Genomic DNA, 18,874 nt, shown 5'->3' with positions numbered 1-18,874 from the left:
CTAGTTGTCGGGATACGCAGCTTGAAACAGGAAACCAGAGTTGATTGGTTTCACGGTATATTGGATACCTGAGAAAAGTATGGTTTTTTCCTTCACTTCGCTAAGATCCAAATTTGGTCCAACACCAAGATCATGAAAGAGTCCATCAACTTGATAAAACTGAATGTCAGGATTAAACATCATGACGATATGGCTCCAGCCAGTTAGCATATCAATAAGATCTGAGCTGGAACTACTTTTGTTCAACATCTGTATACTTCGAACGTATTGATTTGAAGTGAACACACGTAGTACAAGATGATGATCAAATAAACATTGATAATAAGAGTCCTCATCTGAACTGATCAAATCGAAAGCTGCGATTTGAAGATCTGACCCTTGTTCACGACTGACTGCATTCCATCGATCTTGGAAGTCTTGAAAAGGAAGATGAAACTTAGCTGATTCAACGGTTTGATCAGGATCAGAAGTTAGTTGCTTCTCTGTATCAGATTGTTTAGCTGGTTCCTCTTGCGGTACTCCAAATCCTGGTGGATTGTAATCTGGTATATGTATCTCTTCCTGCTCCTGTTTTTTCAAAGGATCAGAATCTTGAAGAGTCTCATCATGCTTGTCCGTAGTGGAAAGGGGGAGAGGTGAATTATGATTTTTTGATTGTCCTTCTAATGACTGGTCATTATCTTGCTGACATGCAGTCAACAAAAAGATGGAAATAGTTATAATAATACTAGGAATATTTCTACTCAACAAAACCCCTCCATTTATCTCTCGTTTTCCGCGCATAACCTATCCTGAGAAAACGCTTTAGATAATATAAGCTTTTGGAGTGTTCATTAAAAATATTCAATAGAAGAATATTTAACCCACCAACAATGGGGATGAAAGATCCCGTGATGGCAGGTTAAATAATTCAAATGTATTTAAGTTACTTACTTTTCGTTTAAAGCGCCTCATTAATTACTTTTTTATAGTAAATAACGGAAAGACAGCCAAAGATCGAATACAATACTGTATACAGAGCCATGACGATCAGCATCGGGGTCCAAATTTCAGTTCCAAATAGAAACCATCCAGATTGTACAGCAAAATAGCTATGCAGTAACCCGATACCTAAAGGAATCCCAAAATTAAAGATTTGTTTGGCTTTTATTCCTTTGAGCAAGTCTGATTGTGAAAATCCTAGTTTACGCAATATGTTATAATTTGGCCTTTCTTCTTCACTTTCTCCCATTTGCTTAAAATATAGAATACATCCGGATGTTATTAAGAAGGTAAGACCGAGGAAGCCAACGATAAACATGATCAATCCCATATTTTTCTTCTCATTATTACTTATTTCGAAACGAGAATCATGTAATCTGTTTTTACTCAATCCTAATTCTTGGAAAATACCATCAGCTTCTGCAATCTCTTCATCATCTTTTAAATCAATCCCAATAAATACTGAAGATTCTCTTTGCAAAGAAGGGTCAATATCATCCATTAATGCTTCAAAAATCTCGTCATCAACAACCGCGACAGGAGTACCGCCATTCGTGAAATACCCGGAAATGTAATACTCTTTTTCTATCCCCAAATAGGTAAGTGGAACTCTTTTGTTCTTCCCGATTAATTCAATTGTACCTGTATTTTTTAACCCCATAAATTTTTGCAGTAAGTCATTGTAACCAGTCAATAAAACCTCATCTTTAGAAAGATCCAATTCTGTAATAGCACTATCACTGATCACAGCCAGAGACATGATGGTAGGATCAAAGTTCATTCCTTCCATTTTATTTCCTATAATTTGCTCTATATTCCCTTCGGCTTGAATAACATCTATGGTTGTTGTCCTATATCCAACTTGGTGTTTGTCTAGAGCTTGTGTAAACATCTCAGCATCTTCTCGAGTATTTATAGAAAAATCTGCAGCTACATAATTCCTGGCCTTTGCTTCAGCCGAATAGTAGGCGATATAGCTTAATGACAGTAAGCCGATAGACAAAGCAGAAACAGTCGTAATGATCGTTAACAGTAACGCATTTGACCTCATCCTAAACATAATAGTAGAAAGGGATAATACTTCCTGTACATTTAAATAACCTTTCTTTTGCTTTCGAATGAGATGGAATACAAAGCTGACAGATCCTTTATAAAAAAGGTAGGTTCCTATAATCACAGATCCAAGTATAAAGACCATGGCAAGAAAAAGATTAGTTACGGAAGTAATGTCGCCGCTAAATAATTTTGATGACACAAAATAGCCTACGATGATTAGAAGTATTCCAATTAATCCGATAAACATTTCCCATAAAGATAAATTCTTCATTTTAGATTCAGTTGTTGAAACAACTCGAAATAAAGATAGAATGCTTTGTCTTTTTATAAAGAAATAGTTCATAAGCATGATTAAACCAAAGATGATACTAAAAACAACAAATGTTTGAAGAAAGGCTTCTGAAGAAAACCTTAAATCCGCTTCTGTTTCAACTTGTGTAATTCTAAATAGAATCATCAGAATGAGTCTGGACATGGAGAAACCGATAAAAATTCCGATACAAAGGGAAGCGAAGTAAATCAAAAAGTTCTCTGCGGTTAGAATGCGAAATATACGCCCCTTGGTCATTCCGATCAGTTGGAATAAACCAATCTCTTTTCCTCGTCTTTTTATGAAGATGTTGTTTGCATAAAGGAGGAAAATGGATACGATTGCAACGAGTAAGATGGATGCTGCGCGAATTGAAGCTTCTCCTTTAACCGTCCCTTCTACTTGATCTAATGCCGGATCATATTGCAAGGTGACAAAGGCGAAATACAGTCCTGTGCTAAAAATGAGAGCAAACACATAAAGGTAATAGTTTTTCAGATTCTTTTTCAGATTGCGAAGAATTAGCTCACTTACTCTCATGATGTACACCACCTAAGACGCCTTGAGTTTTCATGATATCCTGAAAGAAACTCCTTCTAGACTGGTCTCCTTTTCTCAGCTGCGTATAAATACGACCATCTTTAATAAAAATGACTCTGCTGCTAAAGCTTGCTGCAGTGGGATCATGTGTCACCATTGCTATAGTTGCATTTCGATTTTGATTTAAGTATGCCAATTTATTTAGCAGATCTGATGCAGATTTAGAATCCAAAGCTCCAGTTGGTTCATCTGCAAAAATTACACTAGGTTCATGAATAAAAGCACGTGCAGCAGATGTCCGTTGTTTTTGCCCGCCAGAAATCTCATTAGGATACTTATCTTTTATTTCGTAGATACCTAATTCGTTTGCAAGATCTGTAAATAGCTTTTCTGCAGCTTTTCTTGATACTTTTGCAACGGAGAGTGGCAACAGTACGTTCTCTTTAACTGTTAATGTATCTAATAAATTATATTCTTGAAAAATAAACCCTAAATGTTTTTTACGAAACTCTGCTAGTTGCTTTTCTTTCATATTGGTAATTTCTTTTCCTTGAATTTTAATGGAACCTTCACTAACTTGATCAATCGATGATAGAACGTTTAGCAGTGTTGTTTTCCCAGATCCTGATGGACCCATAATACTGACAAATTCTCCTTGATTGATATGAAGATCAATGCCTTTCAATACTTCTTGTTTATTTAACTTACTTCCATAGCTTTTATGAATTTTTGCAGCTTCTAAAATGATCATTTATTAACACTCCCTTTATTCGTTAATCTTATTATAATAAGGGGAAGGAGACGATTCCCTCGATTTAGCGAACAATAAATAAAAGCATGTGACAATTTTGTCACACGCTTGAAATGTGGTCGAAATCGTTTTTTTTTGGAAACATCAAAGTAAATAAAGTTCCCATTCCTACTTCGGATTGTACATCAATTTTAATTAATAAGGGGGCTGTAACTTTCTTGGTTAAATATAATCCCATCCCTGTAGCATTATGATCTTGATGGTTTGCTGTAGAGGTAAACCCTTTTTCAAAAATTCGAGGCAAGTCTTTAGAATCAATACCGCGCCCAAAATCTTTTATTTCGAGCACATCTTGGTCCTTCACAGTAAAACTATTCACCTCGATATCAGAATTCTCACTATACTTCACAGCGTTTGTAATAAGCTGTCTTAAGATAAAAGCCAGCCATTTCGCATCACTTAATACATTCGCAATTTGCAAATTTATATCAAAACCAATTCCTTTTTGCATACACCAAGGCCTAAGCATTTTTATTTCTTGATAAATAATGTCTTTAAGATTCGTTTGTTCAATATACAAATCATTTTCCAAAAAAGGAATACGCCGTTGATGAAGCTGCTGGTCAAGGAGAAGATGAATTCGCATCCACTCGTATCTTATCAATTCTTTCGTTTTCTCCTCTTCTAATCTGTCAATCATGAGGTGCATGGCGGTGAGAGGTGTCTTTACTTCATGAATCCAAGCTAATAGCTCATCCTTTTCCTGTTCAAGAATTCTCCTATCATCTAGTGCTAGCTGTTTTAAATAACTAGTGTTACTAGTTAAACTCTCTACGATAATCTTCTGAAATGGGCTGTCGGAAGTCGGAATTCTTGTTAAATCTAGATCGCTATCCCATTCTTTAAGATGCTTGTAGAATTTAATTTCTTTATGATAGCGCAGGAAAAAGAAAATAGTAAAAAAAATCCACGATAAAAATACAATATAAAGGATGGGCATAAAGGGAATTGCAGCATCGATAAACGCTACAAAAAGAATTAGGATGTGGATGAAAAAAAACATTAGGATCCAACTAAGCTTTTCTAAAAAATAAGCCTTAATCATATTGTATTTCCTCTTCTAGAGCGATGTAACCTTGACCAACCTTCGTTTCTATAAATTGTCCAAGCTGCAGCTCATCCAACTTCTTGCGCAAACGATTTACATTAACAGTTAACGTATTATCACTGACAAACCGTTCATCTTCCCAGAGACTTTTTATGAGATCATCTCGGTTAACAATTTTGTTTTTATGTTTAAGCAATTCCTTCAGTATAAAGAATTCATTTTTCGTTAATTCAACCGATCCTATATAATTTGTAACAGTATTAGTTTCGTAATCAATGGCAGCTCCACACCATGTTTTAAGTTGTATGTCTTCATTGTTGTAATTGTAGACACGGCGAAGTATGGCTTGAATCTTAGCAATGAGAACATCAAAATGAAAAGGCTTTTGAATGAAATCATCTCCGCCTAGCTGCATCGCCATCACAATATCCATCGGGTGATCACGTGAGGATAAGAAAATGATCGGTACTTTTGAATGATGTCTAATCATTCGGCACCAGTGGAAGCCGTCAAATTTCGGTAACTGGATATCGATAATGACGAGGTCTGGCTTAATCTCTGCAAATTCTTGAAAAACGTTATTGAAATTTATGACCCCGTACACGACATAAGACCATCCTATTAATCTATCCTTAATTTCTTGGAAAAGTGTGTTATCATCCTCAATTAATAACAATTTGAACAATTCTATTCACCTACATATCGGTAATCTTTATAACTATATTAGAGTATTTATACGAATCCATATTTACTCTTAAATTAATTATATGAAAAGAAGGAGTATTTGTATTGAATTTTGTTTCGAAATGAGGTTGGAAAGGAAATTTTTTTTACTCTAAGGAAAGTTTAGGGAAACAATCTGGATTGGATGGAAAATGTAATGTATAAGTATTTATAAAACAAAAAAATAGGAGTACCATTTTATATCACTCGCTTTTGTCTTTCACAGTGAATAAATATAAATATGGTAATCCTTTTCATTAGGAATTATAAAAATCCAAATAATGCTGTTACTTTAATATAAGTAGTTTTATTATTGTTTTTCCTGAGTCATCCTTATTAACATAGAAATATCACTAGCCAATTGATTATACGGAACAGATTTTGAAAATAAATTTGTTTTAATTTTTTCGATTAATGCTACTGCCTCAGGATTAGTAATCGTTAGAATTTGAACATTGTCATTGAAGACATTCTTCATATATTCCTGCGCTTTTTGTAAATTATCATCTGATACCTCGGCAGGCTTCGTGCCGTCAGGATCTCCCTTTCCAGATAGTCCATTTTCCCCTGACAACACATGGTTTTGAATTGGATCATATTGATTTGAGGTAGCATCTGCCTTTGCTCTAGCTAAAATTACGGTATCATCGAGAACAAAAACCTTAATTCCGTCAATGCCCTCTCCACTTAGCCTTGATTCTAAATGTGAAGAAATCCCACCATCATGGAGGCCTGAGCTTCCAATTAGACTGTATACATTTGAACCTATTCCATGAGTAGTTCCTCCGTGTTCATCAGTAGACTGCTTTTTGTCGCTATCTACACTTGGAATGACTGCTGCATCATCAAGGTTTGTATTGGATACATTTGTGGGGTCAGCTGTTGGCTCGTGTAGATTGTTACTATGAGCACTTTCGTTTGCGTTTTGCTGACCAGCACAAGCAGATAGGGTAAATATGATGCCTAGCATATATACCAATACCACTGATTTCATCCTAATTATCTTCATAATTTACCACCTCGGAAAGTTTTTTTATGAAACTTATTATTACCCATTTACATTTTTGGTATGAATGGATATTTATGGGGTAACCTAATTTTTGAAAAGTTGGGAGGTGCTTTAATGGCAGATGAAACTAAACAGCATGAAAAAGAAAATCCAGAATCATCTTCACGACGGAAATTTATTAAGAATTCAGGTTTTGTCCTTGGCGGACTTGCTGTGGGAGGCATTTTAGGGAACTTGCTGCCTGCAAAGGATCAAGATAGTAATGATCCTCCGCCTCAGGAAGAAAATGAAACAGCAGAAAGTTTTACAATGGCACTCATGTATTTTACTCCAGAACAATATAAAATTGTCGAGGCTGCTACTGAGAGAATTTTTCCAGCAGATGATAATGGCCCTGGGGCCAAAGATCTAGGGGTGGCTTTCTTTATCGACCACCAATTGAATGGTAGCTGGGGGTTAAATGCAAGAGAATATATGCAAGCGCCTTTTTTCAAAGGGGAAAATGTCCAGGGCTATCAAGGACGTTTGAATAGACGTGAAATTTTCGACATCGGTCTTCGTGAAATGCAAAATTATAGCATGACTAAGTATAATAAGGGCTTTGTTGAATTATCGGAGGAGGATCAAGATACAATCTTAAAGGATTTTGAAGAGGATAATGTTAAATTGACAACGATTTCGGCAAGCGGGTTCTTTAAATTGCTTAGAGGAAGCACTTTAGAAGGTGCCTATTGTGATCCTCTATATAGTGGAAACCGAAATATGGCAGGCTGGAAAATGAGAAAATATCCAGGGAGTCAAATGGCATATACGGAAATCATTGAAAAAGGCTTCGAGGAGATTCCTCCACAAAGCTTGCGCAGTCATCTTGGCAGTCATTCATAACGTTTGAAAAGCATGAAGGTATCGTGTATGGCTGGAAAGTGTTTCTTCAGAAGTTTGGATAATGGGGTGATATAATGGCAAAAAAATTACCAAAAGTGGATGTCGTAGTTGTTGGTGTTGGCTGGGCAGGGGGAATTATTGCTTCGGAATTAACGAAAAAGGGATTAAATGTAGTTGGATTAGAAAAAGGAAAAGAACGGAAAACGGAAGATTATTTTATGGTTCATGATGAGCTTAGGTACGCCCTTCGTTACGAAATGATGCAAGATCTTTCAAAAGAAACAATCACGTTTAGAAGCAATGAAAAAATACGTGCATTGCCAATGCGGCAATACGGGTCGTTTTTATTAGGAGAAGGACTAGGAGGTTCTGGTGTCCACTGGAATGGACAAACGTATCGTTTCCTTCCCTATGATTTTGAAATTCGCACAAAAACGATAGAACGATATGGGAAAAATAAGATTCCTGCTGAAATGACTCTTCAAGATTGGGGGATAACCTATGAAGAAATGGAGCCTTATTTTGATAAGTTTGAAAAAATGGCAGGAATTTCTGGAGAAGAAAACCCATTGGCAGGGAAAAGGTCTGACCAATACCCTACACCTCCGATGAAGAAGTCTCCTCAGTTAAATATGTTTGAAGAAGCTGCCAAAAAGTTGAACTATCATCCTTATATTCTTCCTTCAGCAAATCTGTCAGAGACTTATACAAATCCTGATGGCATCTCACGTGCTGCCTGTCAATATTGCGGATTTTGTGAAAGGTTTGGCTGCGAATATGGGGCAAAAGCAGATCCGGTTGTAACGGTTATTCCAGTTGCGAAAAAGACTGGTAAATTTGAGATTCGAACACATTCTTATGTAAGGCGGGTACTAAAGTCTGGGAATAAAGCTACAGGTGTATTGTATACGGATTTAACAACTGGTGAAGAAATAGAACAGCCCGCAGATATTGTTGTTCTTACAAGTTATGTGTTTAATAATGTCCGTTTGTTATTAACGTCTCAGATTGGCCGTCCATATAATCCGCAAACAGGTACAGGCGTAATTGGTAAAAACTATGCATACCAAGTAATGAAGGGAAATGCAACAGGATTCTTCGAGAAGGAAGAGTTTAATAATTTTGCTGGTGCTGGAGCACTCGGAATGACCATAGATGATTTCAACGGCGATAATTTTGACCACTCCGACCTAAAGTTTATCCATGGGGGGTCAATCAGCATTACGCAAACAGGGCATAGACCAATTCAAAATAATAAGGTTCCTGAAGGTACACCGACTTGGGGAAAAGAATTTAAGGCAAACTCTGTTAAGTATGCCAATCGAACATTGTCGGTGGGCGGGCAGGGATCGAGTATGCCATTTAAACATCATTATCTTGACCTTGATCCAACCTACAAGGATGCATTTGGGGACCCATTAATGCGGATTACATTTGATTTTGAAGAGCAGGATCGACAACTTGCTGTTTTCTTAGCTAATAAGTGTTCTGAGATTGTTAAGGAGATGGGAGCAGACCACGTGGATTCTCTCAAGGAATTAGGTCCTTATGAAATTACCACTTATCAATCAACACATAATACTGGCGGGGTAATCATGGGAGGTGACCCTGATACGTCTGCAGTTAATAACTATTTACAAATGTGGGATTTTGAAAACCTCTTTGTTGTCGGTGCCGTCAATTTCCCTCACAATAGCGGATATAATCCTACTGGAACAGTTGGTGCCTTAGCATATCGAGCAGCAGATGGAATTATCTCCTACAGTCAAAAGGGTGGTATCTTAGCTTAGATTTTGTTGAAAGGATGTTATTATGCTCTCAAATATCGGTGTTCCGGGCTTAATACTTATTTTAATGATCTCATTAATTGTTTTTGGTCCAAAAAAATTACCCGAGATAGGCTCAGCCTTCGGAAAGACAATAGCAGAATTTAGAAGGACTACCCATTCTATTTTGGAAGATGAAGACGAAGACATAGACAAAAAGCGAAAACCAAATGAATTAATATAGAACTGAACAAAAAGATGATTACTTTATGATACATCAGGAGTAAGTCTGGCAAAATGGCAGTAAAAAAAAGCTCTGTTAAGAGGGGGACCTCTGCAGAGCTTTTAGTTTTAGTATTTCCCCATTAGGGAAAAAGGTACCAATCTTTAATCTTTGTCCATATTGAACCATAACGGTTCTTTGTCGTCAACATCGCCATTATAGTTAATAAGTATTTCTTCACCTGCTTTAATATCTTTGTAAGCATAATAGTCAATGGTATGTTGATCAAAATTAAGCTCATAAATTGCGTTAGGTTCATAAGAATGGTTGAACAGCATACCGTATCCAAGAAGAATAGCTGAATGGTTTACCCCATATTCAAACGCATAATCAGCGAGGAGTGTCTTTTCAATATGCTTATGCTGTTCATTAGGGTAAGAAATGACAGGCGCTTCATGGATAAGGGTCCCTTTTTTGATGTCACAGGTTGCGAATACGCCTCTATCAAATTCCCCATCACTGAGTGGAGATCGTTTTATTTCAATCATTCGTTTACCTCACTTTTTAAGATTTCCTATTAACTGTAACACTCTTGATCATATATTGTAAGTAATTGGTTCCTAATTCACTTTCATTTAAGTATATTATCTCCATTCTTAATTCATTTTATGGTAATCCAGTTATTAAAGATAAAGTCAAACAAGAGAGTTATATCGTACTTCTTTTATCCATATCATTTAATAACTCCTTAGAAACGAGGCGATGTTAGATGATTACAAAAGAGATGCTGCAACGGTTTGAACAATTAAATCTGCAGAAAAAGAAAATCGATAAGCAGTTGAACGATATGAAGAAGGTTTTTAATGATTTTTTTGATCAATCAGTTGGCGAAAATATAAAAGGTGAATTCACAATTGAGGAATATCAAATTCAAAGGCAAGTAAGAAAAACAGAAAAGTTTGAACAAGAAAAAACAATTAAAAGATTAGAGGATTTAAATATGATGGACCTTATTCAAAAAAGACCAGATGAAGACAAGATAAAATCTGCACTTAATTTAGGATTATTAAAGGAAGAAGACATAAAAGGCTGTCTCTCAATAAACACAACTAAGGCTATTTATGTTAAGAAAATAGAATAACCTCTGCTACATAAAGAGTAGGCCATAAGGGCTTTTTTTTTTGATCATGAACCCTGCTTTGTATGGTGGGCATTAACCTTACATCAAAAAAATCTGTATTTTGGACATAATATTCATATGATTCAAAAGTAATGAGGGTAAGGAGTGAAATAATGCCACGTAAGTCTGCACAAGCTGACGAGAATGAGAAGGTTCAGGAGAATCAGGAAGAAGAATTAATTAAACAAAAGTACGAAGATGAAATTGCCAAACTGAATACGATGTTAGCGGCCGTATTGAAATATTTGTCGGATGATGACGTAGAAGAAATCGATATTGAAGTTCTTCTTAATAACACCGAAGGTCTTAGGGAGTGGTGGGACCAGTACCGCGAACGCAACAGAAAGCAAATAGAAGTTGAAATTCAAAAATCATTAAGTGACCTTTCTTTAGAGGAGTTGGAAAGTATCAGGGAACAGATAAATGAAAAAAAGAAATAATATCTTTTTAGTTTTTACTTATCAAATGATTGGCATTTTTCCCATGATTATATTAATATACTAGTATACAAGGGGTTGCGAAGGGTCTGCTTCTTGTTAATAATCACCAAATTTTTAAGAGATGTTATTAGTTACATGATTAAAACCCGGGAAAGATATTGAAGTGTTTGAACATCAAGAACCAAAAGGAGAGTACATAATGTCTAAAGTAGATTTAAAGGCAAAACCTTATCACTTATCTGACGATGATATAAAGTGGGTGCAAGATACGATTGCATCGATGTCAATTGAGGAAAAAATCGGTCAGTTGTTTGTGAATATGGGATCTAGTCGAACTGAAGAGTATCTAACAAATATGCTAAATAATTATCATATTGGCGCAGTTCGCTATAATCCTGGGAAATCTGAAGAAGTATATGATCAAAATAAAATTCTTCAGGAGAATAGCAAAATTCCATTGCTAATTGCTGCAAACACCGAAGCAGGTGGTAATGGAGCTTGTACGGATGGACTGAAGTTGGATTAGAAGTAAAAATAGGCGCAACAAAGGACCCTAAATGGGCTTATGAAATGGGACGAGTTTCTGGAGTGGAAGCAGCGGCAATTGGATGTAACTGGAGCTTTGCACCAATTGTTGACATTAACTACAACTGGCGCAATCCAATTATATCTAGCCGCTCATTTGGATCTGATCCAGATTTAGTATTGGAATTGAGCTTAGCTTACATGAAGGGTATTCAAGAAAGCGGTATTGCTCCAGCAGCCAAACATTGGCCCGGAGATGGAGTGGATGAAAGAGATCAGCATTTATCCTTTAGTGTAAACAGCTTATCGACGGAAGAATGGGATAAGACATACGGAAAAGTTTATAAAGGCTTAATTGACGCTGGACTGCCATCAATTATGGCAGGTCATATCCATATGCCGGCATATGAAAAACATTTCAACCCTGATATTAAAGATGAAGAACTATTACCTGCTACTCTTTCTAAAGAGCTAACAACAGATTTATTACGTGGAAAATTAGGATTTAATGGTGTTGTGGTGACAGATGCGAGCCATATGGTCGGGATGACAGGTGCGATGAAGAGAAGTAAACTGCTTCCTACATCAATAGCAGCTGGCTGTGACTTATTCCTATTCTTTAATGATCCCGATGAAGATTTCGGTTATATGATGGACGGATACAAAGAGGGAATTATTACTGAAGAACGCCTGCAAGAAGCATTAGAACGTATACTAGGCTTGAAAGCAATGCTAGGTCTTCATAAGAAAGCAAAAACTGAAATTTTACCTCCAAAAGAGGAAGCATTGGCAAAAATTGGCCTGCCAGAAAATACGGCACTTTTCAAGCAAGTTGCTGATGAAGCGATTACGCTTGTAAAAGATAAGCAAGACATCTGGCCAGTCACTCCTGAAAAATACAAACGCTTATTATTAGTTGACGTTAAAGGTGTACAAGGCGGATTCGGTGCATTGATTGGCAGCAAAGAAAAAGCTGTCGACATGATGAAAGAAATGTTAGAAGCACAAGGATTCCAAGTAACGGTTTGGGAATCTACGGAAGAGAAGATCATGAAACTTCCAGAAGAGGAAAGAATGGCTGCGATTGCAAATGTATATGCGCAAAAGAGACCGATTACTGATTTGACAGACAATTATGATCTTATCATTAATCTGGCCAATGTTAATCCAGGTACAGTCCAAAGGATTGTCTGGCCTGCTAGCAAAGGGACACCAGATATTCCATTCTATATCCATGAAGTTCCAACGATTTTTGTATCTGTGCAATACCCATATCATCTCTCTGATGTACCACAAGTAAAAACGTACATTAATACGTATGACAGCAAAAAGCAAACGCTTGAGCTGCTGGTGGAAAAATTAATGGGACGATCTGAATTCAAAGGCAAGAGTGCTGTTGATGCATACTGCGGATTTGTTGATACCAGAATTTAATATTTAATTTTAAAAAAGGATCATTCCCCTCAAATAAATAGAGGGAATGATCCTTTTCTAAAGTTTAAGTTTTTATTTCCTTTTATTTATTTCCTCATTTACAACAAAAGCTAAATCATCATTTCCAAAAAGTGATAAGACACCTAGCAAGGTTTGGTGTGCTATTTCTCCGGCTTCTTCTTTTGGAACAGTTAGTTCAAGGGCTTCTCTGAGCGCTGGATTAGACGCTTGATTTGGATAAGCGCGTAAATAAAGTTCTTCAGGATCGAGGTCATGATTCACACACCACTGTGCGAAGACGAGGATCATCATTTTTTCATCTTTTTGGTAGTTTTCGATGATTTTTTCTTCCATGTTTTTTGGGTTCATTCTTAATTCTCCTTCAAAAACTTTCTATAGACAGTATACTCCGAAAAGAAGAACATGAAAAACAATAAGAGGGTTTATTTTTTCATGAATGGAAGATACTGTTTAAATGGAAGTCAATTTAAAGAGAGGGGATTCACGCCATGGGAAAAACTGAAGTCGGAGAAGTTTTCACTATCAGCGATGATCAAAATGAAGAGCAAGAAGTGGAAGTTTTGGCCACGATGACACTGGACGAAACAGAGTACGTTGCGGTAGGTTTTGTTGAAGACATACAGCAGCAGAATGATGAGGATATTGATGTTTTCTTTTTAAAAGTAGATGAGGAAGGTGACTTTGCCGCAATTGAAAGTGATGAAGAGTTTGAAAGAGTGACTGCTAAGTTTGATGAGATGATGGATGAAGAAGATCAAAATTCATAACCGCTATTATTTATCCTGTAAAGAAAAAGAGAATTCATTTGATCATATGATATCAAGATGAATTCTCTCTTTTGGTTTTTCCTTATTTTAAGCCTTCTTCGATTTCTTTTACCATTTCAGATACAGAAATTAGTCCTCCACCTGATAGGTACCAGTAGTTGGGATCTAGATAGATAATTTGATCGTTTTTATAAGCGTTTGTACTTTTAACAAGTTCATTTTCTACGATTGATTTTGCAGAAGATTCTCCGCCTACCGCAGCACCACGGTCAATTACGAATAAATAATCAGGATCTTTTTCTACAATGTATTCTGGTGAAACATTCTGACCATGTGTTGATACTTCAATTTGCTCATCAGCAGGTTTCACACCGAAGACATCATGAATGATTCCAAAACGAGAACCCGGTCCATATGCGCTAAGGTTTCCTTCATTCGCTAGTATAATTAAACCCCTGCTTTCATTTGCTGATAATTTTTCATTTAAACCATTAATAGAGGTTTCCACAGCAGTAATTTCTTCTTCAATCTCTGTTTCCTTGTCAAAAATCTTACCTAATGTTGTCATATTTTCCTTAAATGATTCCATATATCTTGATGTATCTAAGCCCATAAAAATAGTTGGTCCAAGCTCATTTAATTCTTCATACATATCTTGTTGTCTTCCAGAGATGATAATCAAGTCTGGTTCTATTTCAGCTAATTTTTCAAAATCCGGTTCTTTTAAGCTCCCAACATTTTCATACTTGCTGTCTTCATATTTTGATAGATAAGTAGGTATGTTTGATTGTGGTACGGCAGTTACTTCAACTCCCAATTTGTCTAATGAATCTAATACTCCGAAGTCAAAAACGACTACTTTTTCAGGATTTACTGATACTGTTGTATCCCCTAATAAATGTGAAATAGTGATCTCTTCAGAAACTTCTCCCGCAGTTGATTCAGCATTCGCACTTTCAGATGAACTGCTAGAATCTTTGCTGCTATCACTTCCACAGGCAGCAGCAAAGGCCACGACCATTACCAACATCAAAAATAATGAAAACTTTTTAAACATTTTGTTCACTCCACTCATTTATTGTTTTATTGCTAATGATAATCATTATCAATATGTATCACTGTATTTATTAAACTAAATTATCTGAAACATGTCAATACTTAAATGAGATAAATTATCATTATCATTTATAAAAGAGATGCAGTACAAATATGAACTATGAAACTATCTTTTTAATGAGGATGACTATCCAGTTGGCAGGATAGTCTATTTCATATTTCTTTATATTATTTAGTGAATTTGGGAAAAATCAAAGAGGTCATTTAGCCAATTAATTGATAATGGAATCCATTTATTACTATTAGATGGAGTATACCGGGTATCGTTCGTTAAAGCGGCAGCCGTTGACAGGTCATAAGAACCTTTAGAAAAGACATGATATTCATAAGGAATACTATGTTTATGCAATGCTTGTGCAAACCTATTCGATTTTATTGCTGGTATGATTTCATCTTCTCTCGTTTGCCATATAAAGGTTGGAGGTGTTTCTTTGTTCACATGTTCAACAATACTGGAAGAATAGTCGTCTTGCAGCATTGATGCTGCAGAGATATGATGGTTAAGGTTAAATGGGATAAATTTCGTTAGTGCGTAGGCTAATATGAGCGCATTTGGTTTATTTCCCTCATAAGGAAATTGTAATTTTTCGGCTAATCCGGACAGATTCCATTGCGTTCCCAACATAGAGGCCAGGTGTCCACCAGTAGAAAAACCACAGACAGCAATTTTATCCTCATCAATTCTAAATTCCTCAGCATTTGATCGAATATACCATAAAGCACTCGAAACATCCTCTAATGTTTTTATAAAGCCAGATTTTCCACCCGCAGGATAATTAAGTACAAAAGCTTGATAACCTTCACTAAGGAAGGATAATGCAACAGGTTCACTTTCTTTTTCAGATAAATGTGAATAATCGCTGCCAGGTAGTATGATAACAGCAGGTCTCTCTTGAGGCTGCCAGTATTCGTTTTTCCAAAGTGTGTTTGGATACTCGATCATGTACGCTGTTAAAGTAAGATCTTTATTTTGAATGGATCTAATCGTAAATGTGATCACTTGAAAACCCCTTTTTGTTATTAAATAATAAAGTTAGAAGCACGCTTTTATAATTAAGCTGTAGTTAAATTGTTAATCATAGCATCTGTTAATCCATTTGGGAGAATGTTAAAAAAACATGATAAGATTATGGTGTATATACCAAATTAAGGGATATAAATCAGGGAACAAAATATGACGGGGGTTATTAAATGTTAAAAATTAGAAATGTTTTGTATGAAGATTTACCAAAGCTTATTGAGATTGAAACGCAATGCTTTACAAAGGAAGAAGCAGCGACACAAGCGGCCTTTGAAAAACGCATTAAGCTTATTCCGGACAGCTTCTTTGTTGCTGAAGAAGATGGAGTGATCGTTGGTTTAGTCAATGGACCGGTGATTGAAAGTCCATATATTACAGATGATTTATTTAGTGAGATAAAACCAAACCCGCCTGAAGAGGGTTATCAAAGTATTTTGGGTATAGCTGTCACTCCGAAGTTCCAAAAAAAGGGAGTTGCTGCTGCTTTACTAAAAGAACTAGAGAGGGAAGCTCAAGAATGTAATCGAGAGGGGATTACATTGACATGCAAAGAGGAGTTAATATCCTTTTACGAAAAATTCGGATTTATGAATAGGGGGATTTCTAATTCTGAGCATGGAGGAGTTACCTGGTATAACATGATTAAAAAGCTTAATTGATGTGTTTGAGGGGATTAGTTACATAAAATATATAAAGATAGCAATCAGGCTATCTTTATATATTAAAAGCGTACTTACATAACTGGTTTAAGGTTCAGATATTCAAATTTAAAAATCAATACAAGATTTATACTCCATCATAATGTTGTTAATAATGGTTTTGACAGGAAGAATCTCTTTAATTTCATTCACTCTTGCTCCAGCAAAAACAAGACCATTCTCACAATCACCATTCATTGATATTTTCAGGGAGTCTAGTGTACAAAAGCGATAGGAGCAATTTTTTAGGCAATCAATACACTTCTTAATTTTTACTTTTTGATCAGGAATTGAGATTATATCAGTAAATTTGTTTTTAATGGCACGACCTTGAAGACCGACCGTTGTTTTGACCATTATCATGTCTTTTTGACTGGCATCTACATATTTCTTTTTAAATGATAATGGAGCATCACATTCGGTACTAGCTACAAATCTCGTTCCCATCTGCACTCCGGAAGCGCCGATTTTTAGGGCATGTGCGAGGTCTTTTCCGGTCATAATTCCGCCAGCAGCAATAACCGGTATCTGAACTGCAGCAACTACTTCGGGTAGTATATCAAACAAGGGTCTGTCGGTACCAAGATGTCCACCTGCTTCATTTCCTTCAACTACAACTGCTGATGCTCCAAGCCGTTCGGATAATTTAGCAAGCTTTGCTGAAGACACAATCGAAATAACTGGGATGTTAGCTTCTTTTCCCCACGTGTACATATCTCTTGAAATTCCAGCACCGGAGATAATGAAATCAACTCTTTCTTCAATAGCTGCTTTCATCTTTTCAGCAAAATCATTCATCGCAAAAAGCACGTTAACTCCAATATAGCCGGAATCCTTTATAGATTCCTTCGCTTTTCTTATATGTGCCCTCATTTCATCAACTGTTATGCCCGTACCTGAAATAATCCCAATCCCCCCAGCGTTTGCAACTGCCGATGCTAGTCCGCTAAGTGAAATGCCTACACCCATGCCTCCTTGAATGATTGGAAATTCTGGTGTCATATGGCCGATTTTTAATTCTGGTAACTTCAAAAGAAAACCCCATTTCATTTTTTGTATACATATAACTTCTGTTTAATTTTAACAGCAGCTCAGCGAATAAACTGTGAGATATCTTATACCTGCTCCTAAAAGTAGATGATAATATGTAATTGTCACAAAATGTTCAAAACTAGAAAAACATAAAAAATAACCTTCTCCAAGTTGGAGAAGGCTGCGTCTTGTAAGATATTAAGTCTGATCTTCATGTAGATACGTCTTTACTGATGGAGGTGTATATGCAGCGAATTGATCAAGAAGTTCCCCTGGATTGTCATTGACAATCGCCATTGAACGATACTTTTCATCCAAGAAGTTTTCTGTGGTCATATGGTTAAACAATGCAACAAGAGGATCGTAATAGTGATTAATATTTAAAATACCAAGTGGTTTTTGATGCAGTCCTAACTGCGCCCATGTGAAAATTTCAAAAAATTCTTCAAGTGTTCCAGCCCCTCCAGGCAATGCTATGAACCCATCGGAGAGATCTGCCATTTTTGCTTTCCTCTCATGCATCGTATCTACAATAATTAAATTTGTTAAATTTCTATGGGTGACTTCGCGCTTATCTAGAAAGTCCGGCATAACACCTGTAACATGGCCGCCGCCAGCTAATACCGAGTCGGCCACAGCACCCATAATCCCGACACTTGAACCGCCATAGACAAGGCTGATGTTTCGCTTGACAAGCTCTTCGCCAAATTTCTTCGCTTCTTGTATATAAATAGGTGATGCTCCTTTGCTAGATCCACAAAATACGGCTAGTGCTTTCATATAGAACCTCCTCCTCTTCATTCATTATTATTATTATTATAAAACATTTATAGGTGTATTAAAGTAAAATAATCATTAAGTTTAACAGATGTGAATAGTGTTTAATTTTTAGCAAACACCATAGTATGAAATTTCTGGTATATAAATAAATATTGCTTACATAGAACATGATAATTCTATAACTCTGTGTCTCAGCAGGTAGCAGAAATAAAGGAGGATTAGTTCATGCCAAAAGAGAAGGATCAAAATAAAAAACTTGAACATACAAAACAGGATTTGCTTGAAGGCAGTTTGATTCCCGAAGCGGAACGAGATTCAATTGAGGGTAATGGCCCACAGATTATAGGTGGGGGAGATCCTAATCTTTCACCCGATGCAGGGAAACCGATTGTATGATCTAGATGGTTTTTAAAACAGACGGATGCAGTATGAGAGGCTGTCTTGTGAAGACAGCTCTTTCCTATAATTATCAGAAGGATTTGTTCACAATGATGCTTGTTATCTATCA

The 18,874-nt window shown here is 36.3% G+C and carries 22 protein-coding genes; 10 read left to right on the top strand and 12 right to left on the bottom strand.

The features are described from left to right. From CZ487_RS17195 to CZ487_RS17170, 6 genes are all read right to left on the bottom strand, one after another. Positions 1-747, bottom strand: a complete 747-nt coding sequence (locus tag CZ487_RS17195; RefSeq protein ID WP_077213499.1) for a hypothetical protein — start codon at positions 745-747, stop codon at positions 1-3. A gap of 193 nt (positions 748-940) precedes the next feature. Beyond that, positions 941-2,887, bottom strand: coding sequence for an FtsX-like permease family protein (locus tag CZ487_RS17190; RefSeq protein WP_077213498.1), 1,947 nt, complete (start codon positions 2,885-2,887; stop codon positions 941-943). Then, positions 2,874-3,638, bottom strand: a complete 765-nt coding sequence (locus tag CZ487_RS17185; RefSeq protein ID WP_077213497.1) for an ABC transporter ATP-binding protein — start codon at positions 3,636-3,638, stop codon at positions 2,874-2,876. Before CZ487_RS17185 ends, CZ487_RS17190 begins: the two co-directional genes overlap by 14 nt. A gap of 100 nt (positions 3,639-3,738) precedes the next feature. After that, positions 3,739-4,743: a sensor histidine kinase gene (locus CZ487_RS17180; protein ID WP_077213496.1), complete on the bottom strand. Its 1,005-nt coding sequence runs from the start codon at positions 4,741-4,743 to the stop codon at positions 3,739-3,741. Continuing rightward, complete coding sequence (locus CZ487_RS17175) at positions 4,736-5,431, bottom strand: response regulator transcription factor (protein WP_077213495.1); 696 nt, start codon at positions 5,429-5,431, stop codon at positions 4,736-4,738. Before CZ487_RS17175 ends, CZ487_RS17180 begins: the two co-directional genes overlap by 8 nt. A gap of 348 nt (positions 5,432-5,779) precedes the next feature. After that, positions 5,780-6,478 (bottom strand): hypothetical protein, encoded by a 699-nt coding sequence (locus CZ487_RS17170; RefSeq protein WP_077213494.1) that lies wholly within the window; start codon positions 6,476-6,478, stop codon positions 5,780-5,782. Between the two features lie 114 nt (positions 6,479-6,592). Between CZ487_RS17170 and CZ487_RS17165 the strand changes: the two genes are divergently transcribed. The 3 genes from CZ487_RS17165 to tatA all read left to right on the top strand — a co-directional run bounded on the left by CZ487_RS17165 (position 6,593) and on the right by tatA (position 9,373). Next, the gene (locus CZ487_RS17165; protein ID WP_077213493.1) at positions 6,593-7,363 is read left to right on the top strand and encodes a gluconate 2-dehydrogenase subunit 3 family protein; all 771 of its coding nucleotides are present in this window, start codon (positions 6,593-6,595) and stop codon (positions 7,361-7,363) included. Between the two features lie 74 nt (positions 7,364-7,437). Continuing rightward, a complete protein-coding gene (locus tag CZ487_RS17160; RefSeq protein WP_077213492.1) occupies positions 7,438-9,153 on the top strand; it encodes a GMC family oxidoreductase in 1,716 nt (571 codons plus the stop codon). A 22-nt stretch (positions 9,154-9,175) separates the two neighbouring features. After that, positions 9,176-9,373, top strand: a complete 198-nt coding sequence (gene tatA, locus CZ487_RS17155; RefSeq protein ID WP_077213491.1) for a twin-arginine translocase TatA/TatE family subunit — start codon at positions 9,176-9,178, stop codon at positions 9,371-9,373. 143 nt (positions 9,374-9,516) lie between these two features. On the opposite strand, the gene CZ487_RS17150 is transcribed toward tatA, so the two are convergent. Continuing rightward, entirely contained in the window at positions 9,517-9,900 is a 384-nt protein-coding gene (locus CZ487_RS17150) for an SET domain-containing protein (RefSeq protein ID WP_077213490.1), read from the bottom strand. Positions 9,901-10,121: 221 nt separating this feature from the next. Between CZ487_RS17150 and CZ487_RS17145 the strand changes: the two genes are divergently transcribed. The 4 genes from CZ487_RS17145 (at position 10,122) to CZ487_RS17135 (ending at position 12,931) form a co-directional block, all read left to right on the top strand. Continuing rightward, positions 10,122-10,493: a hypothetical protein gene (locus CZ487_RS17145; RefSeq protein WP_077213489.1), complete on the top strand. Its 372-nt coding sequence runs from the start codon at positions 10,122-10,124 to the stop codon at positions 10,491-10,493. A 152-nt stretch (positions 10,494-10,645) separates the two neighbouring features. After that, positions 10,646-10,972: a hypothetical protein gene (locus CZ487_RS17140; protein WP_077213488.1), complete on the top strand. Its 327-nt coding sequence runs from the start codon at positions 10,646-10,648 to the stop codon at positions 10,970-10,972. A gap of 199 nt (positions 10,973-11,171) precedes the next feature. Continuing rightward, positions 11,172-11,498 carry a glycoside hydrolase family 3 N-terminal domain-containing protein gene (locus CZ487_RS27250; RefSeq protein ID WP_202617850.1) on the top strand — a complete coding sequence of 109 codons (327 nt, stop codon included), beginning with the start codon at positions 11,172-11,174 and terminating at the stop codon, positions 11,496-11,498. Continuing rightward, positions 11,471-12,931 (top strand): glycoside hydrolase family 3 protein, encoded by a 1,461-nt coding sequence (locus CZ487_RS17135; protein ID WP_202617849.1) that lies wholly within the window; start codon positions 11,471-11,473, stop codon positions 12,929-12,931. The genes CZ487_RS27250 and CZ487_RS17135 overlap by 28 nt, the downstream gene beginning before the upstream one ends. A 72-nt stretch (positions 12,932-13,003) precedes the next feature. Here CZ487_RS17135 and CZ487_RS17130 read toward each other — a convergent pair whose 3' ends face one another. Next, a complete protein-coding gene (locus tag CZ487_RS17130) occupies positions 13,004-13,300 on the bottom strand; it encodes a hypothetical protein (protein WP_077213487.1) in 297 nt (98 codons plus the stop codon). Between the two features lie 140 nt (positions 13,301-13,440). On the opposite strand from CZ487_RS17130, the gene CZ487_RS17125 reads away from it, so the two are divergent. Then, positions 13,441-13,719: a DUF1292 domain-containing protein gene (locus CZ487_RS17125; RefSeq protein ID WP_077213486.1), complete on the top strand. Its 279-nt coding sequence runs from the start codon at positions 13,441-13,443 to the stop codon at positions 13,717-13,719. 82 nt (positions 13,720-13,801) lie between these two features. Here CZ487_RS17125 and CZ487_RS17120 read toward each other — a convergent pair whose 3' ends face one another. Then, positions 13,802-14,776, bottom strand: coding sequence for a siderophore ABC transporter substrate-binding protein (locus CZ487_RS17120; protein WP_077213485.1), 975 nt, complete (start codon positions 14,774-14,776; stop codon positions 13,802-13,804). A gap of 231 nt (positions 14,777-15,007) precedes the next feature. Next, on the bottom strand, positions 15,008-15,835 hold the full coding sequence (locus CZ487_RS17115) for an alpha/beta hydrolase (protein WP_077213484.1): 828 nt from the start codon (positions 15,833-15,835) through the stop codon (positions 15,008-15,010). Positions 15,836-16,026: 191 nt separating this feature from the next. On the opposite strand from CZ487_RS17115, the gene CZ487_RS17110 reads away from it, so the two are divergent. Then, positions 16,027-16,515 (top strand): GNAT family N-acetyltransferase, encoded by a 489-nt coding sequence (locus CZ487_RS17110; protein WP_077213483.1) that lies wholly within the window; start codon positions 16,027-16,029, stop codon positions 16,513-16,515. A gap of 108 nt (positions 16,516-16,623) precedes the next feature. Here CZ487_RS17110 and CZ487_RS17105 read toward each other — a convergent pair whose 3' ends face one another. After that, on the bottom strand, positions 16,624-17,604 hold the full coding sequence (locus tag CZ487_RS17105; protein ID WP_202617848.1) for an NAD(P)H-dependent flavin oxidoreductase: 981 nt from the start codon (positions 17,602-17,604) through the stop codon (positions 16,624-16,626). Between the two features lie 180 nt (positions 17,605-17,784). Further along, on the bottom strand, positions 17,785-18,366 hold the full coding sequence (locus CZ487_RS17100; protein ID WP_077213481.1) for an LOG family protein: 582 nt from the start codon (positions 18,364-18,366) through the stop codon (positions 17,785-17,787). Positions 18,367-18,591: 225 nt separating this feature from the next. Between CZ487_RS17100 and CZ487_RS26760 the strand changes: the two genes are divergently transcribed. Beyond that, positions 18,592-18,762 (top strand): hypothetical protein, encoded by a 171-nt coding sequence (locus CZ487_RS26760; protein WP_154676049.1) that lies wholly within the window; start codon positions 18,592-18,594, stop codon positions 18,760-18,762. Positions 18,763-18,874: the final 112 nt, after the last annotated feature.

This window comes from Robertmurraya dakarensis, from assembly GCF_900156875.1.
In the GTDB taxonomy this organism is placed as follows: Bacteria; Bacillota; Bacilli; order Bacillales; family Cytobacillaceae; genus Robertmurraya; species Robertmurraya dakarensis.
This window is presented reverse-complemented; position numbering and strand designations above follow the sequence as displayed.